We start from the raw sequence: 19,607 nt of genomic DNA, 5'->3' as shown, positions 1-19,607 counted from the left end.
GCCAGGTAATAGGGCAGGCCCACGGCCCGCCGTCAGACGCTCCAGCCCATGTAGCCGTAGCGACGCAGCATCGCGATCGCCTCATCGCGCGAGCCAGCCACCCGGTAGATCTGCTCGGGCAGCAGCCGCGGCCCCTGCAGCCGGAAGCGACGGGGGTAACGCGGGTTGGCGGTGCCCGCCCGGTATGCACGGGCCCGCTCCATCTGGAAGTACAGCGACCGACGGGCGGTGCCCTCGGTGGTGGCCCGGATCCGACGCCCAGCCTGGCCCGCGACAGTGGTCATCCCGCGGCGAGCGTTCACCACGCTGCTGATGCTCGCGCCGTCCCGGATCGCCGTAGCCCCTGCCGCGGTGAAGATGCGGTTCTGCTCTGTCTTGCTGAGCGAGTTGAAGTACGCGTGCGAGTCGAACGCCCCGGGGTGGTGCCGACCACGCGCGACCAATTTCGTCGGCATGTGCACGCAGTCGCAACGGGGATGCCGCTGAAAGCCTGCGTTCCAGCCGTACTCCTTGCCGGCCAGGATGATGCAGCGGGCGCAGGCGGGCGGATTGACCACCCGCACGTAGCCGCTGATCAGCCGCTGCCCGACCATCGACGCCCCCGTGGCGCCACGGCCGGCGTCCGTCACCTCGCTGGCCGCAATCCGAAGCATCTGCTTCAACCCCGCGAGCATCGCCTCGACATCCCGCGCACCAGCCGCAACCGCCTGCTTGCTGGTGATGATCGGCAGGTACAACAAGCTATCCAGTGAACGCCCATCAGCGGCCTGTCCGACGAACGCCGCCGCTCGCGTACGGCCCACGCGCTGTGACGGCTCACCATCAGCCGTCGCCACCGCATCGACGTAATCGTCGGCACCAGAGACCGCCGCAAACTGACCCTCCGCCACAGCCTTGATGACCGCCGGGCCCACCAGGTTCTCCCACGACCCGGTCAGGTCCCGCCGGTCGAGCTCGCCCCACAGTGCCTGCACACGGTCGGCCGTACGGCGCGCGTGCCGGGCCTGCGCCACGTAGTACGCCGAAGCCAGTTCCTCCGGCGTCAACTGCCGCATGTCTTGCCCAGCCATCAGGCCACCACAGGCTCAGGCGCGGGCTCTGGCGGCGGCTTCGGGCCCGCCTCCAGCGCCGCGAAATCGCCAGCCATCACCCGCTGCAGCGCATCATCCGCCGCCTCCCGGTCCTGGTCCTCCATCCGCTGGATCTGCGCCTGCGAGTAGCGCAAATCCTCACGGGTCTGACGCAGCGGCACGATCTTCGCCGTGAACTTCTTCACCGCGGCGTCCGCCACCTGCGCGACCGTCGGCGTGCTCGCGTCCCGCCAAATCGTCTCCAGCGAACGCACATCGTCGTTCCACTCGCCGTCACGGATACGCAGCACCTTGCGGCACACCCGCTCCCACGTCGTCCCGCCACCGCGCTGGCGGCGCTCCGTCCGCTTCACGAGACGCGTCTCGGAACTCCTGATGCCGTCGGCGGACGCTGGGTTGTCAGTCGCCTGACCCAGGAAGTGCGGCGGCATGCCGGAGATGGATGCGACCAGCACGGCCAGTTGCTGCAACGTCTGGTGGAAGTTGGCGAGACTGGCCTCGGGGAACTGGACGACGTCGGCCCCATCCGTCTTGCTCTTCTCCGTCGCCCACATCCGGCCGATGATCCTGCTGAACGCCGAGACCCTGCGGCCCTGCTCGTCCTGAAAATCTTCCTCACCGAAACCGAACGCGACCCGGCGCGGTGTGGCGTGGTACTCCGCGCTGACCATCATGTCGGTGGCGACCTTGCAGGCGGCATCCGACAGCGGGATCACGTCCGCGAGCTCACTGACGCCGTTCGGCTCCTTCAACCGCGGCCGGTTCGCCAGCACCTCCACCATGACCTCGCCGGTCTCGTGGTCGTCACGGTCGTGCTCGGAGTCCTCGACCCACTCGCCCTTCTCCTGCACCCACCAGCTCGTCGAATCCGGCAGGTAGAGAGCGGCGTGCTTGACCGTGCCAGCCTCGCCGTCCTCCTCCCACCGCTTCACTGCCGCGCGCACCACACGAGTCCGCGGGTCGAACTCCGCGTACATGTCGAGGGCCGACTCAACCGTGATCAGCGGTGTGGCCTCGTCGTCCTCCCTGGCCCCGATGACCACGTACGCCCGGCCCATCACCAGCGAATCAAGGTGCCCCTGCTGGCTCTGCAGGTCCATGTCGTTGGCCTGCCAGATCCGCCACAGTTCCCCGTCGGCAGACGGCTGACCCGGGAACCGGAACCCCTCGACGTCGAGGCGCTCCTCGATGCTGTCGACGACCAGCCGCGGCCAGTTGATCACGACCTGCCGAACGGTCTCCTCCAGCTCGGCCTGCAGCTCCGGCGCCATGTAGCTCAGCGGCTGCGTGCCCTCGTAGTAACTGTTCAGCCGCCGCAGCTTCGGCAGTTCCTTGTCGTGGCACTTGATCAGGTGGGTGAGCCACTGCAGCTCCGTACGCTCCACCGCCGCCCCCTCACCTCATCAGCGCGCTATCAGCGCATGATCAGCATCTTCGACTTCTTCCGGGGTTTGCCCAGCCCCGCCTTGATCGCGTCACCCGCGGCCTCATGAGCCAGCACGCTGACCACACCCAGGTCGATCTTCTGCGTCACGGACGCCTTACGGAGCACGTACCGATTCCCCGGACGTGCCGCCTTCCTGGCGTTCGCGACATGCGCACCCGCGATCGGACACCCGTCATGCCGAAAGGTCGCGTCCCGCTTCGTCACATCCGTGACCAGCCGCTCGGCCGCCGCGTGCATCTGCGACACCCGCAGGGTGTACCAGCGCACCACCCGCTTCTCCCCGTACCGGTCCGCCCAGGTGTCCACCTCGGTCTCCCAGTACGGCGGATCGCAGTACATACGCACCACGTCGTACCGCTCCATCAGCTCGTCGACCGCCGCATCGACCTCCAACCGCGGCGTCTGCCCGTCCCAGTCCGCCGGGTCCCACACCGTCGGCCGGCTGTCCGGTCCGTACGTCGGCGTCCACTGGTACCCGTCCATCGTCTCCGCGCGAAGGCCCGTCCAGTCGTCCACGTCGCTGCCATCAAAGCCCAGCACGATCGGGGTTTTTGCTGGCGGCTGCTCCTGCGGTGCCTTGCGTGCATCCCACCGGTCCCGGTCGATCCACGACCCCGTACCCGCCACGATCCGGTTCAGGTAGAAGCGCTCAGCCTGCGCAGGGTCTCCGGCATCGGCGATCTCCCGCATCTCGCCGTCGATGCGGTCGATGTCCACCCAGCCATCCGGCCGCTTCGCCGAATCGCCGTAGGCGATCCGCAACGCCCGCTTGCGCTCTGCCTTGTTGTCCAGCGAGCACGGCGGCGGCACCCGGTGATCCCGGTACAGGTCCCGTGACCGGGCCTCCGCGGTCCGCTGCGCCACCGACTGCTCCGATGGGTCCCACGCGTTCGTGGTCTCCACCGGCCGGCCGCCCGTACCGGAAAGGTTCCGGCGCTGAGTCGACGCGATCGACCAGCCACCGTTGGACTCCAGCCAGCAATGCGTCTCGTCCTGCACTGCGAACGTGATCCGCTGCCCGAGACGCGCATTCTTGCTGGAGGTGACCGGCTCGATCAGCCCGCCACCCGCGAGGTTGATGCGGGTCTCCCCGGTGTCCGGGATCAAATCGGCGAGCGGGCCTTCGTCGATCATCGGCCTCAACGCCCTGTAGACGTTGTCCGTCTGGTCCTCGCTCGTGGCCGTGACCTGAATCCACGGCGTCATCCACTCCCGGCCAACCGGCTCACCATCTGCGTCCCAGCCAGCGAACCGCACCGGGCCCTCGGCTTCCGCGCAGATCATCGCCGCCGTCAGCGGACCCTTCCCCCACTTTTGCGGCCGCACCAGCTGCGACCGGCGGTACGCCCACGCGGACTGCCACCGGTCCTCGGCGGCGTCCGTCCGGAGCCGGTAGTGGTGGACGAGGAACGCCCACATCTCGTCGGTCAAGAGGTACGGCTCGCCGAGCCGATCCCCATCCGGGATGACGCAGTGCTCCTCAATCCACTCGCCCACCAGCCAGCCCAGCGAGGCGAATTCGCCCGGGTAGCTAGCCCCCCGCCACGGCATCGCCACGCACCTTGCTCAGGTCCACTTCACCCGCGAACACGATCGCCTGGTCGATGCCGACGCTGCGCAGAGCCTCGCTCAGTGAGTCGAGCGTGTGCCCATCACTGAGAACTTCATCCCCCACGTTCGAGAACACGAGGACATCGCCCGGCTCCAGCTTCACGACCTGCGCCACCTCACGCACCCCCCGCCGCGTCCTGATCCACGACCTTCAGCCGAGCCCGAGCCGAACGCGCCGGCCTCGCCGCCCGCTCCTGCCGCTGCTCGCCCACCTCGTCCGCCGTGACCTCCCACCGCAGCCGGAGCATCGCCAGCGGCGTCAGCCCCAGCCGGTCGGCGAGCTGCCTTGATTCCTTCGAAGCGTCCAGATCGCCGAGTTCGGCCCGTACCTTCCACCGGACGTACTGCGCCACCTCACGAGTCCAGCCCATGCGCTCCCACGCCACCGCCTGCGGCGTTGCCCACAACTCCGCCCACAACTCGCCCTCGACCCGGGCCTGCGCCTCGATCTGCTTGTCGAGCACCGTCGCCGTGGTCTGTGCCACGTCCAGCTTCCGTTGAGCCGCCGAGCGGGCACGCCCCTGCAGATCCGGTTCCAGCAGCGCGAGTTCCAGTTCATCGGCTTGGCGCTGCGCCATGTCGCGCTTCGCCATCATCACGACGTCGTCCAGTAGAGGCCAGCGGGGCACGTCGCCCTTCCGGCCGCCGGCGGGAAGCTTGGTCGTTGTCACGGTGGCGTTGCGCCGACGGGCGTTGGGCTTCGGAGCCGGTCCCATTCCTGCCATGTTGATCATCTCCAGGTGCCGTTGCGGCACGTCGGGGCCGGCCGTTGCGGCCAGACCCTGGATCACGCTGCGTCACCTCGGACGCTCGGGCCGGCCCTCCCAGACCCGTACAAACACAGAGCGCCCTCCCCGGCGGTCTGCCCAAGATCGCCCGGAGGGGGTCACCCCCCAGGGGTCATGACGCAGCGTGATGGGCCAGCCGGCAGGCCGGTCTGGAGGGGCGTGGTCCGCTCGACCCGCCATCCCTGGCGGGCGTCGTCGGGGTCGTCGAGGCGCCGGCCGTCGGGGGTGACCTTGAACGTCCGGTACCGGATGACCCGCTGGCCGGCGTCCTCCTCGACGCTGATCCAGTCCATGGCCACGGTGTCCGGGTCGATGCCGTTGGCCTTGAGCCATGGGCACAGTGCCTCGCGGTGCTCGGTGAGGTCGTCGTGTCGGTAGAGGGCGAGCACGGTGGTCACAGTGACTCCTGCCTCGTCAGTACGCAGTGTCGGGCATCTCGATCACGTACTGTCCGTCGGCCGCCTCGTCGGCGCCCGGCTCCCAGTCCGCTCGGATGACGTGATCGTGGTAGGTGAGGTGCTGCTCGCCGTAGCGGTCGATGCTGACGCCGGTGTCTCGTGTTGTCTGCGACAGGGCGTCAAGCGCAGCGGCAATGGTGCGCAGGTCGGAGGCGTTGAGGCGTGCAGCCATCAGACCTCCCTGGTCACAGCCACCGCACGACGGCCGCGTTGATCGCGAGGTGGATGGTGTTGTCAGCAATGATCATCAGCCAGACGGCCATCCAGGGTGGTGTGTCCTGCGGGTAGCCAGTGTCCGAGCACTCGGCCCAGCCGTGCCGGAACGCCTTCGGTGCCGCGAGGTTCTTCACCCACACCACATGGCGAGCGAGCCGGTACCGGTCGATCACCGCGTGGGTGCCGACGATGACAGCGAGGGCCGCGAGTGACTGGGTGACGAGGAGGAACGGCACGCCGTAGGTGACGGCATGCGCGATGGCCGGCCACCAGCGCTTCGTCTTCTCCGTCGCCATCCAATGGGACTGGATGAGGTAGTCGCCAGCGAGGTGCGCCAGGAGCAGTCCGCTCACTGGTTCCATCCTCCGGGCTGGTGCTGTGCGGTCTCGCTGCTGTGGCAGGGGCCGCAGAGTCCACGGCCGTGGCGCGGGTCGTCGGGGTCGAGCCCCTTCTCGACCAGCTCGCGCCGGCTGAGCGGGTAGTGGTCGGCGTGCACGCTCCTCGCCGTGCGGCACAGGACGCACAGCGGGTCGCGGGCGAGGACGCCGGGGCGGAACCGGGCGGTGTGCGAGCGGCCGTAGCCGCGTTGCCGTGAGCTGCCGCGTCGCTGCTCTGCTTCCTGCCGGTGGCCTTCGCAGCGCCCGCCTTGGTCTGTGAACTCGGGGCAGCCAGCCACCGAGCACACTCGCCAGCCTGTCCGTCTTGGCACGCGGCACCTCCGTCCTGCCGTAGCATCCAGCTCTCACAGCGAGGGGGGACCTCATGAAGCGTGTGGTCGCGTTGGTCGTTGGCGCGGTGCTGGTCTTGAGCGCGTGCTCTGGGGAGAGCGGCGCTAAGGCAAAGGCAAAGCCCTCGGCGTCGAAGTCGACAGCGCCACAGAAGTCGACGGCGAAGCTGTCGGGCCCTTGGGGTAAGAAGTTCGACGCGGTGTCGAACAAGGGAGGTCCGGGGGTCTGCGCTGATGTCGGTACTGACCGGTGCGCGAACTTCCTGACGGAGATCATGACTCTGACGCTGGATCTCCAGGAGGAGATCGATGGGCAGCATCGTGGGCGAGAGTATCCGCGGACGATGGATCAGATCAGGAAGATGACTCGGGCGTCCGACGGCTATGTCAACGCGGGCTGTCAGGGTTCGGCGGAGGCCCGGGTTGACGGCTCGTCTTGCTTCTCGGACGCGTCCACGATCATGGTTGGCGCGCCCATCATCGGCATGAACCTGGGGACGGACGAGATCCGGTACAAGCTCGACGGGTGACAGCGGGCGGGAGCTCAGGCCGTCGCCTGGGCTCCCTGGTGTGCGCTGCCGGGTGTCAGGCGATGCCGTACCACTGTGAGCACCAGCCGGTGTTGATGATGCTGGTGGTCTGCTGGGTGAGGTCGAGCGTGGCTGGGAGCGTCGCCTGGCCGGTCAGCATGTTGGAGTAGCACAGCCGTGGCGGTGCGAGGTTGCTGTTCACGGTGATGCCGGCGCCCGTTGCCTTGAGGGTGAACACGTTGGTGCTCCAGGTGCCGTTCAGCAGAAGGGCGATGAAGTACTCGCCGGGTGCCGCTGTGAACGGGGCGGTGAGCGGGCACGGGATGCCCTTGGCGTTGGCCGGGTTCGTCAGCTGGGCGGAGAGGTCCGCCGTGACGCCCTTGAGGGCGCCCGCCGAGTCGTAGATGCCGAGGTAGCAGTTCGACAAGGCCGCTGCGGAGTCGACGCCTGCCAGCCCGATCCAGGTGGCTGACCAGGTGATCTGCTTCCTGATCTGCATCTTCCGGAGGGTGATGCGGCCAGCTACTCCGGCGCTGGACTGGGCGGTGACGTGCCCGGCGTCGTTGGGGTCGCCGGTCCAGGCGAGTAGTCCCTGATCGGAGGGAAGGGCGCCCGGGGTGTCGAGGTTGATGCCGGATGCTGCGGGGGTGGTGCCGCTGAGCTTGACGACCTCCAGCGTCGACCCGGCCTTGAGGGTGGTCGGGCTGGCGTTGCTGGTCTGCTGCGCCCAGCGGAGGCGCAGTGTGCCCGGTGTCGGCCCGGTGGCGACGATGCCCTGGGGCAGCACCATGATCCCGGCGAGGGTTGCCGAGGACGCCATGATGCCGATGTCGCTGTTGCTGCCGAATTGGCGGGCCGCGACCTTCAGTTGGGCGCTGCCGTCTGGCGCGGTGGTGCTGAGGGTCCCAGCCTCGGGCGCCCATCCGCCTGTGGCGCCGGTCGGCACCGTGAAGGTCAGGGTCCCGTCTGCTGCCTCTGGCCCGTCGAACAGCAGGGTGCCTCGGAATCGGTACACCGAGTTGGCGTCGAGGGACGCGAATAGATGCAGGTCGTCGGACACCGTGGTGGTCGAGGTGCGCGTCTCGTCCGTCGGTTTGACCGGCGTTTGTGTGAGCGCGGAGAGGGCCGCGACGGTGCCGGCGGCCTCGGCCCCGATGGCCGCTGGGCTGATCGCGTCACTGCCCCCCGTTGCGTGGGTGCTGGCGTGCGCGGTCGGAGTGCGGGCGTTGGTGGTGCTGGGGTCCGTCGACTTCAGGGCGATGGTCGAGCCGGCTCCGGCCGCGCCGAGCGGCGGCTGTGGACCGGTGGCGCCGGTCGCTCCAGTGGCACCAGCCGGTCCGGCGAGCCCGGTTGCTCCGGCGGGGCCGACGAGGGATGCGAGCCACTGTGTCACCGTGTCCGTGTAGCCGTCGGCGACCGCGAGTTGGTATGCGGAGGCGCCTGCGGGGCCTTGCTGGATGCCGGGGGTGCCGTCGGGGGCGGGGACGGGCAGTAGCTCGTCGAGGTGCACGGTGGCGCCGTCGGGGCCGTGGATGTCCGTCCAGAAGATGACGCGCTGGCCGCCCGCGGGTTGCAGGTCGATCCGCCATCGCCAACCGACCGGCTCGATGCCGTCGGCGCTGTTGGGGATGACCTCGACGGAGAACGTGCCGTTCTCGTCGAGGGCGACGCTGCCGCCGCCGGGGTAGATCGCGTGCCGCTCGGCATCGAGCAGCTCGGTGGACGGGGTGAGGACGACGCTGCCCGCGTACGGGCCGCCGCCGACTGCGGACGGCAGCGTGCCCGTGAGGGTGACCGTGGGGGTACCGGGCGGGAAGGGCATGGCACCTCCCCTCGGGTACGGCGAAGGCCCCGACCGGTGTGGTCGGGGCCTCTGGAGGTGTGGGTGTTCAGCTGGTTTTGGGCACAGCTGTACGGGCAAATCGTGGCGCGCTGGTCGATCTGTGTCAAGCGGCGCGTTGACCTGGCCTGTTGGGCTTCGCGGCGAAGGCGGCGGCTTGTACGGCTTCGACGCGGAAGTACGGGCGCTTCGGGGTGCCGCCCGCGCGCTGGAGGATGCCCCGGCGGACCCAGTCGCGGATGGTGGCAGGCCGCCTGCCCACGGCCATGGCCGCCATGCTGGTGGTGAGGTAGCCGGGTGGGAGCGCAAGGTGTTCCATGTGCCCATTGTGGTGGAGGTGGCGGCAGACGTGCAGCGCCCCGCTCCCGGGCGCTGTTCCGGGGCGGGGCGGGGTCCGAGAAGCGCCAGCAGCTCGGATAGTTGGCGTGTTCGACGGTACGCCGGGGCACTGACAATCGCAGGGTTCAGTGATCAGGCCGTGGGGTGTCGGGCTCCCATTCGACGGGGAGTTGCTCATCACAGGTGAGGCAGAGATGGGCTACGACGGCACCGCCGGACTGGACGGGAACGGTGTCGAGGTGGCGGCAGCGGCCTTTGGTCCACTGCTCCGGGCCGTCCAGGCTGGTGGTCTCGATCCACTCCCAGCGTGGGTCAAGGTCGGTCGTCATGTGTTCCTCTTGTGGCTGGTCAGGGCGGCGATCATCTGTGCGCCGGAGGGTTGGGCGCGTCGGAGGTTTTCGCTGAAGGCTCGAAGGCCCTGGGTCAGTCGTTCCTCGCCGGGGGTGAGCGGCCGGGGCGGGACGGTGCGGCCGTGGCGGTCGAGTTGCCGGAGGGCGCGGTCTCGGTTGGGGTAGGTGCGGTGCGGGCCCGCCGCGGCGGGAGGCGGCGGGGCCGGGTTCCAGTGTGGCAGCAGGGTCTACTTGATGCCCTGCGCGCGGGCGTTGGACAGCAGGGCTTTCAGCCCGTTGAGGTCGTAGCCGGTGAGGTGGCCCATGCTCGCGGTGGTCTTGTAGCCGCCGTTGGGGCTGCACATGATCGGGGTGTTGCCGTAGCTGGTGGCCACGCAGCCGTACGGGATGGCCTGCCCGGTCGCGTCGAGGCGGTTCGGGTGGTCGAGGCCGAGGGCGTGGAGCGGCTCGTGAGCGATCGTGTTCCGCAGCTTGTACGTCTCGATCTTGTATCCCGTCCAGTACTCGCTGTCATAGGCGACGATGCCGCCGATGCCGACTCCGCGGGCCGGGTTGGGGCAGGGCATGCCCTGGCTGAAGCCAGCCCTGCCCATGGGCCGGTACATCTCAGTGATCTGGATGTGACCGATGGGCCCGCACTTCGAGGTGTTCACGGTCTCGACTCCGCCGATTCTCAGGTGCACGCCAGCGGAGTTGGCCTGAGCGACTTCAGCCGCGAGGAGCGGCGCGTACCGGTTCTTCATGGCGGTGGTGGCGAACGTGATCGTGTACTGGCGGCTGGGGCTGATGCTGGTGACGCCGAGCTGAGTGGTCAGCTTCCAGCCGCTGCCAGCCGTCTTGAGGGCGGCGGCGTGGGTGGGGGTGGTGGTGAGGGCGCAGGCCGCGAGGACGGCGGCGGCGCACGCGAACGACTTGCGCATGCGGAATCTCCTTATGAAGTTGTGGGGGGATTGTGGGCTGCACGTGTGAGACGTGCAGCCCACGTGGATAGTTGCATGTTGAACTAGATCAACTTCTGTGCCGGACAGGCGCGTTGATCACTTCGGAGTGCCGGGCACCGGCTTCTCGTCGCGCTCGACCCAGCCGCCGCGGCTGGCCTGGTAGTCGCGGCCGTGCTGATCGTCGTCCTGACCGGCGCGCTTCTCGCGCAGCTCGGCCATGGGGATGCTCTTGCGGAGTGCCATGATGGCGGTCCTGTCTCGTGTGTGCGGGATGGGACCGGGGCGGCCGTTCGCCTGGCAGTGAGCCGGCCGCCCCGGGGTATGGCGGCGGTCAGCCGTCGAGGTGTTGGGCCTCGGCCGGCGCGGTGCGCGGGAGCGGGGCGCCGAGCTCGTGCGGCCAGTACGCAATGCGGCGGCGCCCGGTGTAGTAGCTGTGTTCCACCCGGTTCTGTGCCAGCCGGTCGGCGGCGAATGCGGCCGGGTCCTGGCCGTCGGCGAGGGTCTGGGTGCCGCGGGACATGACGCGGTGGTCCTCGTCGGTGTCGTCGTCGGTGCAGGCGATCAGGTAGGCGATCTGGGGCATCGGTGGTCCTTTCAGGCGCCGCGCTGGCGCTTCATCTCGGCGGTGATGTCGTCGTGCGTCGCACCGTGGTCGAGGGCGGCGTTCATCGCGTCTCGGACGGTGCGCGGGTCGGTGCGGCATTCGGGCCCGCCGTGCGCGATGACGGCGCGGGCGGCGATCTCGACTGCCTGCTGGCGATCCATGGGTGATCCCCCTTCAGATGGTGTTCCGGCCGGTCTGGCCGGCTCCCTGCCGGCCCGGCGGTGTGGCCCGGGGCGGACAGGCAGCCGTCAGAGCCGGACGTACAGGCGGCGGAGAAGACCGAGTGGTGCCGTGGCGGCGTAGTCCTCGGTCGGGCAGGAGTACAGCGCCTCGGTAGGGCCTGGGCGGCCGTCGTGTTCGGTGGCGCGGTGTTCGCGGACCTCTGCCCGGAGTTCGGCGGGGGTGAGGGCGAGGGAGCCGCCGCGGCAGCAGCTCCAGCGGTAGCGGGTGCGGGTCACGGGTGGGCGCCTTTCGCGAAGTGGACGTGGCTGCGGGCGGGGTCGTCGGGGTCGTCGGTGACGGTGAAGGCGGGGGCGGGCTCGGTGTTGTTGTCGTTGTTGTTGTTGCTCTGACCTGCGGCAACAGCGGCACCGGTGGGGGGGTGGCCGGTTGGGGAAGTGGGGGTGGGGATGTCGTCTCGGTGGACGCCTTCTCGTACGGCGCCGGTGGGGCCCCGTACGCCGGCCCGTACGCGGGTGTCGTGGGCGGCGAGGAGGGAGCGCACTTTGCGGGTGGGCCAGGGGCCGCCGGGGAGGGCCTTGGCGAGGGCCGAGAGGTGGACCCCTCCGGTGTCTCCGAGGAGGTTGTGAAGGAGGCGGGCTACGTCATCTCGGGTGGGGGCGGTGTCGGGGGTTTTGGGGGTGTCGGGGGCTGGCGTTGAGGGTCCAGTTGTCCCTGTGCTTTCGGCGTCAGTGGTGCTGCTCTTCTTCGCGGCCTCTTCCGCGGCGGCTTCGCGGAGGCCGAGGACGGTGGCGAGGATGAGCCACACGGCCACGCCGAGCCACCCGAGCGCGGTGGTGACGGGCAGGCCCTTGATGAAGCCGGCGGCCAGGCCGATGACGAAGAGCCTCAGTACCGCTCCCCCGGCGATCCAGGCGGCGATCCAGCGGGTGATGGTGGTGGAGCCGACCCAGATGGCGATCCAGATGCGCATGTCAGCCGCCCAGCATGGTGGGGACGGCGAGGGCGAGTTGTACGGGCAGGGACCATACGGCGTCGGATCCGGCGAGCGGCCAGACGAACGCGGCGATCAGCCCGAGCGCGGCCCCGCGGAACGGGGTCAGTTTCCAGCAGAGGATGAGGATCAGCAGGATGAGGCAGACGGCGCCGATGCCGACGTGCCCGAACACTCCGCTGTTGTGGCCGACGCCGATACCGGCCAGGCCCTGCTTGGTGATCTTCTCGGGGTTGGTCCAGATCTTCCCGGCCGCGGTGAAGGTCGTGCCGGCGATGAACGCGACGATCAGTGCCGGGTTGTCTTTGAGCTTGACGCGGCCTTGGCCTTTGACGCCGAGGACGAGGAGCACGGTGGCGGCGAGGGCGATGCCGCCGGCGCCGAGCTCTCCGAAAGCGGCGCCGCCCCCTGCTGCTGCGAGATTCATGACGGTTGGGCTCCTAGATGAGTGGGTGCGCCGAGTGGAGGGCGAGGACGAGGACGGCGGTGGCCGGGGGGATGCGGGACGCCCATGTGGCTACGGGGCGGAGGCTCTCGGGCAGGTGGCTGGGTTTGAGGTAGGCCAGGGGCCAGCCGGTGCAGATGATGAGGCCGATGCCGACGGCGGGTGCGGCGTTGCCTGACGAGTTGAGGAGGTGGGCCATCTGCGGGCCGAGGCCCACGTACCAGCCGACGGCGGCCGCGGATCCGTGGTAGGCGATCCAGAGCTGTCTGCGGCTGCGTCGGTGTCCGGCGCGCACGTCCTCGGGTGAGGGGACGGGCGGCGGGTTGATGTTGACCTGGACGCCAGGGGCCGGGTGGTGAACGTCGGGTGCAGCCGGGGCTTGTTGCTTGCCGAGGGAGTACCAGCGGGCGCCGGGTTCCTCGGGCGTCTGGTCGCTGTCGTCGGCCGTCTCGGCGTCGCCCTGGTTGAAGATGAGCCGGTCGAGCCAGTCCTCGCCTGGCTCCTCGGCGGGGGTCACGGTGATTTCGACGGTGGGCGGTTGCGGCTCGGCGGTCTTCGCGGGGCGGATGCGGCGGGCCAGGCGGCGGATGCGGTTCTCGTCGCGCATCTCAGTCCCCCTTGGTGATCTTCTGGAGGAGTTGCGCTTTCGGCTGGCCGATGCCCAGTTCCCTCTGCAGCTTGCGGAGGGATGCGGGCCGGCCGAGTGCGCGTGCCTGCTCGATGAGGTCGACGGGCAGTGCATCCGGTTGCGCATCTGGATGCGGTGCATCTGGCACGTCCGGGTTCTGCTCGGGGTGCGTATCTGTGGGCTGCTCGGGCTCGGTGGTGGCTGGCGTCTCGTGGTCGTCGGGTGCATCTGTGGATGCGCAGTCGGGGATGCGCGCGTGGACCGCATCCCTGCGTTGAGCTGCGGCGAATGCGGGCACGGGTGCGCGCATCTCGGGGTGTGGTTCGGGGTCGGTGACGATGTCGAGCACGAGTGCATCTCGGGGCGCGGCGATGGGTGCGGGTGCATCCCGGGGTGCATCTGTGGCGGGCATGCGGGGCGGGTTTCCGGCGCGGGTGGCGACGCGCACCATCTGCTCGGTGACGACGACGCCGTGGGCGGTCAGCATGCTGGCGAGCTCGGCCGGAGGCGCATCCGGATGCGCGGAGTGCACTCGCTGGATCGCCTCCATGGGGTGCATCTCGGCGAGTTGCTGCTGGGTGAGTGCGGGCAGGGTGCGCGGTTGCGCGGGCGGCTGCGGGAGCTCCCACGGGTCGGGCAGGTCGATGGTGGCGAGGCGCGGTGCACCGCGGCGGGCGGCGAGTTGCAGCATGAGACTGTGGCGTTGGACGGGGTCGGTGGCGACGTGTGCGCGGGCGACTGCGGCGGCGAGGCGCTTGCGGCCCCAGGGGTACAGCCGACGGCGGGAGCCGAGGCGTACGGCGCGTGCGGTGGCCCGGTCGCGGCTGATCTGTTCGGCGGTGCGGTTGCGGACGGCGAGGCCGAGGCGGGATAGCAGGCGCTCGCGCAGTTCTCGGCCGATCATGGCGGGGAGTCCTGTGGAAAGGGCGCCCGGCTTGATGACGCGGATTTCCAAACCCATGGCCATGTGCCAGAGCAGGCCGGCCATGACGGGCCCGACGGTGGCGCGGACGGTGCCGCCGGTGACGCCGGACTCGGAGTAGGCAGGGATGATCTGTACGCCGGTGATGACCCAGACGAGGACGCCGGGGACGCCGGTGGTGCCTGCGGACTCTTCAGTGGCGGTAGCGGCCTTGTTGGCGCGGGCCAGGAGTCCGCAGGCAAGCAGCGCGATTTCGGCGGCGGCGAACATGATGATCCGCTCGCTGGTGTCGTGCATGCCGAGCCGGTGCTCGGCGAACCGCCACGAGGTGTCTGCGGTGTAGGCGGTGCACGTCATGGCGGCGAGGGACGCGATGAGGACGGCGTGCCCGAGGCGTCGGGCAGCGAGGGCGAGGGCGCCCATAGTGGCGGCGCCGGTGATGGTTGCGAGCCAGGGGTGGGTGAAGACCCATTCGGCCGCGGGTGCGAAGTCCACGGTGGTACTCCTGGGAGGGTGGCCGGGCGCTGCTGGAGGCTGGCGTCCGACCGGTCTGGACGTCAGTGCGCGTGGCGGGTGCCGGCGGCGCGGGCGTATTGGTCGCTGGCGGTACGGGCGGCGCGGGTACGCAGCTCGGCGTCGTCGCGGTGGTCGAGGCCCCGCCTGCGGCGGGTCTCGGTGGCCTTGTAGTCGGCGGCGGCTTCAGCGAGGAGCGCGCGGGCTTCGTCGCTCGGAGCGGTCGGCCGGTGGTCGATGACGGTCACAGCGCCACCCCCCGTGCTGCGAGTTGGATGCGGGTGGCGTACTCGTCGCGGGTGTCCCCGTCGTTGATGGGGATGCGGTCGAGGGCTTCGCGCAGCAGGTGGGCGTCGGCCCGGGATTCCGGTGTGGGATCGGCGGTTCCGTGCCAGTCCCAGATGGTCAGCTCGGCCATGAGGGCGACGTGTTCGCGGGTGAGGGGCGCGGTGGGTGCCACGCCGGGGATGCGGCGGGCGGTGGTGGCGAGAAGCCAGTCGCGGGGTGCGCGGCCGGGGGCGGTCATCGCGCGGCGCCGGTCGTGAGGGCGCGGATGACGGGGAGCGCGAAGCCGTGGAACTCGGTGGCCGGCTCCCAGTCGGTGAATGCCTCGACCGGGCCCACGTGGGGCACGTCCACGGTGACGGTGACCTCGATGACGGCGTACGGGCTGCCGTCGCCGGTGGTCCGCTCTACCTGCCGGGCGGTCACGGTGCCGTTGGTGCGGGCGTGTACGTCGTCGAGTTCGCGGACGGACCAGACGCAGATGCGGGTGTCGGTTTCGTCGAGTTCGGGGCGCGGGACGTGGAGGCCGGCAAGGCCGAGGGCTTCGCGGACCAGGGCGCGCAGCGACGGAGCGATCGGCTCGCTGGCCGTAGCGCGGTTGGTGAGGATGCCCGCGGCGATCAGGCGCCGCTGGGGCGGGGCTTGGGGGCTGGACGGGATAGTGTTCGTGGCCATGCGGATCCTCCTGGCAATGGGCAGGGTTCGCATAGGCCCTGAACTGGTGGGATAGACCGGTTCAGGGCCGCCTGCTTTCCAACACCAACGACACTACCCCACATAGCGAGCACCTGTATAGGATAGGAGGGAAGAGGTTGACCCGGAGGGATGACGAGATGGCCAGCTACAGGGACGTCGCAGCGCGAATCCGCAGTGACGTAGACGCTGGCCTCTGGCCAGTCGACAAACCGATCCCCGGCATCGACCGGCTTCGCGAGCGCTACGGCGTAGCCCGAGAGACGGCACACCGAGCCGTCAAGCACCTGGTGGCCGAGGGCCTGCTGTACAGCGAGGGCAGGCGCGGGACGTTCATCCGCCCGCCCGCGCCAGCACCGATAGTCGCCAGGGACCGGCACGTCTACCGCGACGCCCTGGGCTACTTCTTCGACCGTGGTGCGCAGGACTGGCGCGGCGTCGGCGCCCCGGCCCAGGAGGTAGGCGTTCCGCCGGCCGACGTGGCGGAGCTACTCGGCGTCGACCAGGGCGACCACGTCATGATCCGGGATCGGGCCGTGGGCCCGCCGGACGCGACGCACCCCCTACAGCTGGCCACCAGCTACCTACCGATGCCCCTCGTCGGGCAACTGCCGGTCCTTGGCGCGGCCAAGACCGGGCCGGGCGGCATCTACGACCGGATCGAGGAACACCTCGACGCGCCGATCTCCTGGGAGGAGACGGTGTCATCCCGGCCTGCGAACGACCATGAGCAGCAGCAACTGCGGATAGGAGCTGGGCTGCCGGTCCTCGTCGTGACCCGTGTGTCTCGCGTGGGCTCGCAGGTGGTCGAGGTCAACCGCACGCGTATGGCCGCCGATCGGTTCGCCGTGTCGTACGAGGTGATGCGGGACGAGACTGCACGTTGGCCGCGCGAGGCCGAGCGCAGCGAGTAGCACGCGCCCCGCCGGGCCGCGCAACTCGCCTGGCCCGGCGGGGCGTCAGAGCATCTTGTGCACGATGACAGCCCCAAGGACGAGCACGCCGGTGCCGATGGCGAGGAGCCGGACGGCCTGCTGCCAGTACGCGGACGCGCGGACCTGCCGGACTGCGTCGGACGCAGCGAGGTGCCGGGCGCCGGCGCGGGCGGCGGTGGCGAGCACCGCGACGAGCGCTCGGCCCGCGATGGCCAGGGGCCCGGGGATCTCCGCGATGTAGTCGCGCGGGGCGAGCCCATGATGAGCCCGCAGCCGGTGGTCGTCGCGGTCCGCGGCGGCCTCGTGGCTGTCGGCTCGCTCGGGCGACCGGGCGTCGCAGGGCTCGCAGTAGTGGACGTATCGCACCCCGCGACGGTAGCGGCCGCGGGAGCCGTACGGGACCGGATTGACCAGCCCGGGGTGCGAGGACGGACGCCCGGCGGCACGGTGGGGGTATGGCCAAGCACCCGCCCGTGATCGTGCACCCGCCGTCGGCGACGGGTGGCCGGCGGGTGACGGTCCGCGGGCAGATCTCGGGCCTGGCGCACGGTGTGGTGGATCTGCTGGAGTTCCTGCGCCGGGCCGGGCTTGATCCGGATGAGGTGCGACTCGACGACGTCGAGCTGATCGAGTGGCGGGGTGGCGGGCCGGACGTGTGGCTCTGACCCCTGTACCGGCGTCCGCCGCCCGGCTACTGTCCGCCCATGGACTGGGGAGATGCGCCTGCATGGGTGGCCGTCGTGGGGTCTGGCTTCGCGATCCGGATTGCATGGCAGGCCCGCGGAGACAGTCGGCGTTCGGCGGATGCGGCGGTCGATTCGCTGGCGCTGCAGCGTGAGTTGGCGGAGGAGCAGCGCGCGGCGGCCGCTCCGTATGTGCGGCTGGTGATTGATCACATCAGTGGCTCTCGGTACCGGCTGCGGAACGCCGGGACGGGGGTGGCTGAAGACGTGCACATCATCAACTGTGGGGACTGGCCGTACCGGTTCGACTGGCACCATGACGGTGTGGCGCTGACCGCGGAGGAGAGCAGGGAGCTGCGTATGTCCGGGGCGTCAGGCATGCCGGTCCCTGCGCAGCTGTGGGTGACTTGGGACGGGCAAGACGAGCGTGTGCCGGTGCCGATCCCTGCTGCCAGGTAGCCGCCAGGGGACGACGCCCCGCGGGTCGAGGACCGACGGGGCGTCTGTGCTGCACTGCTATGCGTCGGCGGTCAGCTCCTGGATTCGTTGGTATTTGACCTCACCGGGTGGACGACCGTGGCCGGGGTGGGGCTGGAGTCGTCCACCTGCCCGGCGGCCGGGGGGCCGAGGGTGGCGCGGACGGTGTGCTGCACCGCGTCGGCTGCGGTCGCAGTGCTGATCGTGTCGGGCAGCCGCTCCACCCAGGCGGTTGCCATCTGGTCGAGGCGGGTGAGTGCGGCCTCGGCCTTGCGTCCGCGTTCCTGCCACGCGTACCGCTCTTCGGCCATCTCCTGCCGCTGCTCCATGAGGCGGCAGGCGGCGTGCTCGGACCGGCTTCGGTCGGCGAGCAGGTGCTCGACGTGCTCGCGCAGTAGCGGGCGCTCTGCTTCGAGGAGCGCCCCGCGGACCATGCGGGACAGGAGAGTGCCGAGCGTGTCGAGGTACGGGTAGCTGCTGCCGGGCGCGGAATCTGGGGCCGTCCGGACGGGGTCCCGCTGCTCCAACTCTGTGATGCGGGCTCGGAGGTGGGCGTTATCGCTGGTGTAGTCCTCCAGGGCTCGGCCAGCGGATTGGAGGCTGTGGCGCAACTCGTTCTGCTCGGCGTCCGCCACGGCCATGGCGGCGTCAGCTTGTGTGTCCCCCACTGCTGCCGCGTACCGGTCTCGGCGCTCGGCGCCCTGGCCCGCGCCGAGGATGGCGGCGGGGTCCATGGGCGCCGGCTTGAGGGCGCAGCGGTAGGCGTAGAGGTGGCCCTCGGCGCACTCGGGCCCGCACTCGGCGGGACAGCGGGCCGGGACCGGGCTGCTCTGGCCGCCCTCGGCGTTGCGCAGCTCGAAGGACAGGCGCATGCCGAGGAGTCGGAACGCTGCCTGCACGACGGTGATGTGCTGGTTGGCGATGTGCTGGGCGAGTTCGGCGGGGGTGGGGCTGTCGGCCATGGCGGTCTCCTGGGGCGGGTGGTGGTGGGGCGGTTTCCTTGGTCCTCGGGTGGTCGGGGGCCGCGTCATGCAGCCTTTCGCGTGGCCGTGCGGGCACGGCGCCGCAATCGAGCGATTGCCGATCCCGTGCCGACGGTTCCCCGTACCGTCCCGGCCCGTCGGTCGCATCCCCAGTGCCGAGAGGGCGTTTCGCCCTCGTGCCACAGATGGCGGAAGGTGCCGCGGGCCCGGCCGAGCAGGGACCTGAATGTTTGGTCCTCGATGTCCAGAAGGCGCGCGGCTTCGGGGTAATCGCCAGCTGCCGCCAGTGCGTCGAACGCCTCTCGCTGTCGCGGGGTCAGGCTCGCGAGGATCTGCCAGAGCGCAGTTCGCTCGATGATGCTCGCCTCGGGGCTGGGTGCGGCGCGGCCGGCCCACTCCCAGTACATGGCGTACTTCTGGCCCGTGTTGCTGGTGTCGCGGCGGGCGCCGTGGTGCCGCATGGTGGCCTTGACGTCTTCGGCAAGGGCTCGGCGTCCGGCTTCCATCAGGTCGGTACGGCTGGGGGGATCGCTGGCGCTGTAGAGGTGTTCAACGATGCCGTGCCAGGCGGCGGCGTACTGGTCGTCGCGGTCTCCGGCGGGCCACCAGGCGCGGTTATTGGCGACGACCTGGCGAGCGAGCTGGTCGAGGTCGTGGAGTGTCCAGCCGCCTCGGATCGAGGCGGGATCGGAGGGGGGGTCCAGCGTGGTCGCGAGGGCGGTCAGGGTGAACTGGGCGGCGAGGGCGTTGCCGCGGTGGACGGTGCCAGCTTGATCGTTGAGGTGGACGTCGATCTGCCCGCCGAGGAGTCCGCGGGCGTGTCGGTGGATGGCGGCGGCGAGTTCGGCGGGGGTGTCGCCGTTGACGGTGCGGTGGGTGGCGGGTTGGCCGGGTGGGGTGATGGTGAGCTGGTAGTCCATGGTGGCT

Annotated in this window: 31 protein-coding genes; 4 read left to right on the top strand and 27 right to left on the bottom strand. The window is 70.1% G+C overall.

Annotated elements, in window-relative coordinates:
• Positions 1-32: 32 nt before the first annotated feature.
• The 9 genes from ACGFWI_RS01260 to ACGFWI_RS01220 form a co-directional block, all read right to left on the bottom strand.
• On the bottom strand, positions 33-1,070 hold the full coding sequence (locus ACGFWI_RS01260) for a hypothetical protein (RefSeq protein ID WP_393903807.1): 1,038 nt from the start codon (positions 1,068-1,070) through the stop codon (positions 33-35).
• Positions 1,070-2,476 carry a phage portal protein gene (locus tag ACGFWI_RS01255; RefSeq protein ID WP_393903806.1) on the bottom strand — a complete coding sequence of 469 codons (1,407 nt, stop codon included), beginning with the start codon at positions 2,474-2,476 and terminating at the stop codon, positions 1,070-1,072. The genes ACGFWI_RS01260 and ACGFWI_RS01255 overlap by 1 nt, the downstream gene beginning before the upstream one ends.
• A 29-nt stretch (positions 2,477-2,505) precedes the next feature.
• Positions 2,506-4,089 carry a hypothetical protein gene (locus ACGFWI_RS01250; protein WP_393903805.1) on the bottom strand — a complete coding sequence of 528 codons (1,584 nt, stop codon included), beginning with the start codon at positions 4,087-4,089 and terminating at the stop codon, positions 2,506-2,508.
• A complete protein-coding gene (locus tag ACGFWI_RS01245) occupies positions 4,070-4,264 on the bottom strand; it encodes a hypothetical protein (protein ID WP_393903804.1) in 195 nt (64 codons plus the stop codon). The genes ACGFWI_RS01250 and ACGFWI_RS01245 overlap by 20 nt, the downstream gene beginning before the upstream one ends.
• 1 nt (position 4,265) lies before the next feature.
• Complete coding sequence (locus ACGFWI_RS01240) at positions 4,266-4,940, bottom strand: hypothetical protein (protein ID WP_393903803.1); 675 nt, start codon at positions 4,938-4,940, stop codon at positions 4,266-4,268.
• A 95-nt stretch (positions 4,941-5,035) separates the two neighbouring features.
• Positions 5,036-5,335, bottom strand: coding sequence for a hypothetical protein (locus tag ACGFWI_RS01235; protein ID WP_393903802.1), 300 nt, complete (start codon positions 5,333-5,335; stop codon positions 5,036-5,038).
• Between the two features lie 16 nt (positions 5,336-5,351).
• On the bottom strand, positions 5,352-5,567 hold the full coding sequence (locus ACGFWI_RS01230) for a hypothetical protein (protein ID WP_393903801.1): 216 nt from the start codon (positions 5,565-5,567) through the stop codon (positions 5,352-5,354).
• 13 nt (positions 5,568-5,580) lie between these two features.
• The gene (locus ACGFWI_RS01225) at positions 5,581-5,964 is read right to left on the bottom strand and encodes a DUF3307 domain-containing protein (protein ID WP_393903800.1); all 384 of its coding nucleotides are present in this window, start codon (positions 5,962-5,964) and stop codon (positions 5,581-5,583) included.
• On the bottom strand, positions 5,961-6,287 hold the full coding sequence (locus tag ACGFWI_RS01220; RefSeq protein ID WP_393903799.1) for a holin: 327 nt from the start codon (positions 6,285-6,287) through the stop codon (positions 5,961-5,963). Before ACGFWI_RS01220 ends, ACGFWI_RS01225 begins: the two co-directional genes overlap by 4 nt.
• 86 nt (positions 6,288-6,373) lie before the next feature.
• Here ACGFWI_RS01220 and ACGFWI_RS01215 point away from each other — a divergent pair, with 86 nt between their 5' ends.
• A complete protein-coding gene (locus tag ACGFWI_RS01215) occupies positions 6,374-6,868 on the top strand; it encodes a hypothetical protein (protein ID WP_393903798.1) in 495 nt (164 codons plus the stop codon).
• 55 nt (positions 6,869-6,923) lie between these two features.
• On the opposite strand, the gene ACGFWI_RS01210 is transcribed toward ACGFWI_RS01215, so the two are convergent.
• The 15 genes from ACGFWI_RS01210 to ACGFWI_RS01140 form a co-directional block, all read right to left on the bottom strand.
• The gene (locus ACGFWI_RS01210) at positions 6,924-8,690 is read right to left on the bottom strand and encodes a hypothetical protein (RefSeq protein ID WP_393903797.1); all 1,767 of its coding nucleotides are present in this window, start codon (positions 8,688-8,690) and stop codon (positions 6,924-6,926) included.
• 124 nt (positions 8,691-8,814) lie between these two features.
• Positions 8,815-9,027, bottom strand: coding sequence for a hypothetical protein (locus ACGFWI_RS01205; protein ID WP_393903796.1), 213 nt, complete (start codon positions 9,025-9,027; stop codon positions 8,815-8,817).
• Positions 9,028-9,172: 145 nt separating this feature from the next.
• Positions 9,173-9,376 (bottom strand): hypothetical protein, encoded by a 204-nt coding sequence (locus ACGFWI_RS01200; RefSeq protein ID WP_393903795.1) that lies wholly within the window; start codon positions 9,374-9,376, stop codon positions 9,173-9,175.
• A 248-nt stretch (positions 9,377-9,624) separates the two neighbouring features.
• Positions 9,625-10,317, bottom strand: coding sequence for a hypothetical protein (locus ACGFWI_RS01195; RefSeq protein WP_393903794.1), 693 nt, complete (start codon positions 10,315-10,317; stop codon positions 9,625-9,627).
• A gap of 117 nt (positions 10,318-10,434) precedes the next feature.
• On the bottom strand, positions 10,435-10,581 hold the full coding sequence (locus tag ACGFWI_RS01190; RefSeq protein ID WP_393903793.1) for a hypothetical protein: 147 nt from the start codon (positions 10,579-10,581) through the stop codon (positions 10,435-10,437).
• Positions 10,582-10,669: 88 nt separating this feature from the next.
• Positions 10,670-10,921 (bottom strand): hypothetical protein, encoded by a 252-nt coding sequence (locus ACGFWI_RS01185; RefSeq protein WP_393903792.1) that lies wholly within the window; start codon positions 10,919-10,921, stop codon positions 10,670-10,672.
• 11 nt (positions 10,922-10,932) lie between these two features.
• Positions 10,933-11,103 (bottom strand): hypothetical protein, encoded by a 171-nt coding sequence (locus ACGFWI_RS01180; RefSeq protein ID WP_393903791.1) that lies wholly within the window; start codon positions 11,101-11,103, stop codon positions 10,933-10,935.
• Positions 11,104-11,190: 87 nt separating this feature from the next.
• Positions 11,191-11,400 carry a hypothetical protein gene (locus ACGFWI_RS01175; RefSeq protein ID WP_393903790.1) on the bottom strand — a complete coding sequence of 70 codons (210 nt, stop codon included), beginning with the start codon at positions 11,398-11,400 and terminating at the stop codon, positions 11,191-11,193.
• Positions 11,397-12,095 carry a hypothetical protein gene (locus tag ACGFWI_RS01170; protein WP_393903789.1) on the bottom strand — a complete coding sequence of 233 codons (699 nt, stop codon included), beginning with the start codon at positions 12,093-12,095 and terminating at the stop codon, positions 11,397-11,399. The genes ACGFWI_RS01175 and ACGFWI_RS01170 overlap by 4 nt, the downstream gene beginning before the upstream one ends.
• A 1-nt stretch (position 12,096) precedes the next feature.
• Positions 12,097-12,543, bottom strand: a complete 447-nt coding sequence (locus tag ACGFWI_RS01165) for a hypothetical protein (protein WP_393903788.1) — start codon at positions 12,541-12,543, stop codon at positions 12,097-12,099.
• Positions 12,544-12,556: 13 nt separating this feature from the next.
• Positions 12,557-13,168 carry a hypothetical protein gene (locus ACGFWI_RS01160; RefSeq protein ID WP_393903787.1) on the bottom strand — a complete coding sequence of 204 codons (612 nt, stop codon included), beginning with the start codon at positions 13,166-13,168 and terminating at the stop codon, positions 12,557-12,559.
• Position 13,169: 1 nt separating this feature from the next.
• Positions 13,170-14,606, bottom strand: a complete 1,437-nt coding sequence (locus tag ACGFWI_RS01155) for a hypothetical protein (RefSeq protein ID WP_393903786.1) — start codon at positions 14,604-14,606, stop codon at positions 13,170-13,172.
• Positions 14,607-14,668: 62 nt separating this feature from the next.
• The gene (locus ACGFWI_RS01150) at positions 14,669-14,872 is read right to left on the bottom strand and encodes a hypothetical protein (protein ID WP_393903785.1); all 204 of its coding nucleotides are present in this window, start codon (positions 14,870-14,872) and stop codon (positions 14,669-14,671) included.
• Positions 14,869-15,150, bottom strand: coding sequence for a hypothetical protein (locus ACGFWI_RS01145; protein ID WP_393903784.1), 282 nt, complete (start codon positions 15,148-15,150; stop codon positions 14,869-14,871). Before ACGFWI_RS01145 ends, ACGFWI_RS01150 begins: the two co-directional genes overlap by 4 nt.
• Positions 15,147-15,584 (bottom strand): hypothetical protein, encoded by a 438-nt coding sequence (locus tag ACGFWI_RS01140; protein ID WP_393903783.1) that lies wholly within the window; start codon positions 15,582-15,584, stop codon positions 15,147-15,149. Before ACGFWI_RS01140 ends, ACGFWI_RS01145 begins: the two co-directional genes overlap by 4 nt.
• A 158-nt stretch (positions 15,585-15,742) precedes the next feature.
• Between ACGFWI_RS01140 and ACGFWI_RS01135 the strand changes: the two genes are divergently transcribed.
• On the top strand, positions 15,743-16,516 hold the full coding sequence (locus tag ACGFWI_RS01135) for a GntR family transcriptional regulator (protein WP_393903782.1): 774 nt from the start codon (positions 15,743-15,745) through the stop codon (positions 16,514-16,516).
• A 45-nt stretch (positions 16,517-16,561) separates the two neighbouring features.
• On the opposite strand, the gene ACGFWI_RS01130 is transcribed toward ACGFWI_RS01135, so the two are convergent.
• Positions 16,562-16,903, bottom strand: a complete 342-nt coding sequence (locus tag ACGFWI_RS01130) for a hypothetical protein (protein ID WP_393903781.1) — start codon at positions 16,901-16,903, stop codon at positions 16,562-16,564.
• 89 nt (positions 16,904-16,992) lie between these two features.
• Here ACGFWI_RS01130 and ACGFWI_RS01125 point away from each other — a divergent pair, with 89 nt between their 5' ends.
• Together ACGFWI_RS01125 and ACGFWI_RS01120 are read left to right on the top strand one after the other, a co-directional pair.
• Complete coding sequence (locus ACGFWI_RS01125) at positions 16,993-17,202, top strand: hypothetical protein (protein WP_393903780.1); 210 nt, start codon at positions 16,993-16,995, stop codon at positions 17,200-17,202.
• Between the two features lie 39 nt (positions 17,203-17,241).
• Positions 17,242-17,679, top strand: a complete 438-nt coding sequence (locus ACGFWI_RS01120; RefSeq protein WP_393903779.1) for a hypothetical protein — start codon at positions 17,242-17,244, stop codon at positions 17,677-17,679.
• A 71-nt stretch (positions 17,680-17,750) separates the two neighbouring features.
• Here the strand turns inward: ACGFWI_RS01120 and ACGFWI_RS01115 are convergent, their stop codons facing one another.
• On the bottom strand, positions 17,751-18,659 hold the full coding sequence (locus ACGFWI_RS01115) for a hypothetical protein (protein ID WP_393903778.1): 909 nt from the start codon (positions 18,657-18,659) through the stop codon (positions 17,751-17,753).
• A 65-nt stretch (positions 18,660-18,724) separates the two neighbouring features.
• Positions 18,725-19,600, bottom strand: a complete 876-nt coding sequence (locus ACGFWI_RS01110; protein ID WP_393903777.1) for an RNA polymerase sigma factor — start codon at positions 19,598-19,600, stop codon at positions 18,725-18,727.
• Positions 19,601-19,607: the final 7 nt, after the last annotated feature.

It is taken from the genome of Streptomyces sp. NPDC048434 (genome assembly GCF_043200375.1).
Classification (GTDB): domain Bacteria; phylum Actinomycetota; class Actinomycetes; order Streptomycetales; family Streptomycetaceae; genus Streptomyces.
The sequence above is the reverse complement of the archived record's forward strand: the minus strand, read 5'-3'. Positions and strand labels throughout refer to the sequence as shown.

Excerpts from the sequence above, each read along its gene's own strand:
- ACGFWI_RS01260 (WP_393903807.1), bottom strand. The coding sequence starts at position 1,070 with ATGGCTGGGCAAGACATGCGGCAGTTGACGCCGGAGGAACTGGCTTCG.
- ACGFWI_RS01250 (WP_393903805.1), bottom strand. The coding sequence starts at position 4,089 with ATGCCGTGGCGGGGGGCTAGCTACCCGGGCGAATTCGCCTCGCTGGGC.
- ACGFWI_RS01230 (WP_393903801.1), bottom strand. The coding sequence starts at position 5,567 with ATGGCTGCACGCCTCAACGCCTCCGACCTGCGCACCATTGCCGCTGCG.
- ACGFWI_RS01215 (WP_393903798.1), top strand. The coding sequence starts at position 6,374 with ATGAAGCGTGTGGTCGCGTTGGTCGTTGGCGCGGTGCTGGTCTTGAGC.
- ACGFWI_RS01210 (WP_393903797.1), bottom strand. The coding sequence starts at position 8,690 with ATGCCCTTCCCGCCCGGTACCCCCACGGTCACCCTCACGGGCACGCTG.
- ACGFWI_RS01205 (WP_393903796.1), bottom strand. The coding sequence starts at position 9,027 with ATGGAACACCTTGCGCTCCCACCCGGCTACCTCACCACCAGCATGGCG.
- ACGFWI_RS01200 (WP_393903795.1), bottom strand. The coding sequence starts at position 9,376 with ATGACGACCGACCTTGACCCACGCTGGGAGTGGATCGAGACCACCAGC.
- ACGFWI_RS01195 (WP_393903794.1), bottom strand. The coding sequence starts at position 10,317 with ATGCGCAAGTCGTTCGCGTGCGCCGCCGCCGTCCTCGCGGCCTGCGCC.
- ACGFWI_RS01190 (WP_393903793.1), bottom strand. The coding sequence starts at position 10,581 with ATGGCACTCCGCAAGAGCATCCCCATGGCCGAGCTGCGCGAGAAGCGC.
- ACGFWI_RS01185 (WP_393903792.1), bottom strand. The coding sequence starts at position 10,921 with ATGCCCCAGATCGCCTACCTGATCGCCTGCACCGACGACGACACCGAC.
- ACGFWI_RS01180 (WP_393903791.1), bottom strand. The coding sequence starts at position 11,103 with ATGGATCGCCAGCAGGCAGTCGAGATCGCCGCCCGCGCCGTCATCGCG.
- ACGFWI_RS01170 (WP_393903789.1), bottom strand. The coding sequence starts at position 12,095 with ATGCGCATCTGGATCGCCATCTGGGTCGGCTCCACCACCATCACCCGC.
- ACGFWI_RS01165 (WP_393903788.1), bottom strand. The coding sequence starts at position 12,543 with ATGAATCTCGCAGCAGCAGGGGGCGGCGCCGCTTTCGGAGAGCTCGGC.
- ACGFWI_RS01160 (WP_393903787.1), bottom strand. The coding sequence starts at position 13,168 with ATGCGCGACGAGAACCGCATCCGCCGCCTGGCCCGCCGCATCCGCCCC.
- ACGFWI_RS01145 (WP_393903784.1), bottom strand. The coding sequence starts at position 15,150 with ATGACCGCCCCCGGCCGCGCACCCCGCGACTGGCTTCTCGCCACCACC.
- ACGFWI_RS01140 (WP_393903783.1), bottom strand. The coding sequence starts at position 15,584 with ATGGCCACGAACACTATCCCGTCCAGCCCCCAAGCCCCGCCCCAGCGG.
- ACGFWI_RS01135 (WP_393903782.1), top strand. The coding sequence starts at position 15,743 with ATGGCCAGCTACAGGGACGTCGCAGCGCGAATCCGCAGTGACGTAGAC.
- ACGFWI_RS01125 (WP_393903780.1), top strand. The coding sequence starts at position 16,993 with ATGGCCAAGCACCCGCCCGTGATCGTGCACCCGCCGTCGGCGACGGGT.
- ACGFWI_RS01120 (WP_393903779.1), top strand. The coding sequence starts at position 17,242 with ATGGACTGGGGAGATGCGCCTGCATGGGTGGCCGTCGTGGGGTCTGGC.
- ACGFWI_RS01115 (WP_393903778.1), bottom strand. The coding sequence starts at position 18,659 with ATGGCCGACAGCCCCACCCCCGCCGAACTCGCCCAGCACATCGCCAAC.
- ACGFWI_RS01110 (WP_393903777.1), bottom strand. The coding sequence starts at position 19,600 with ATGGACTACCAGCTCACCATCACCCCACCCGGCCAACCCGCCACCCAC.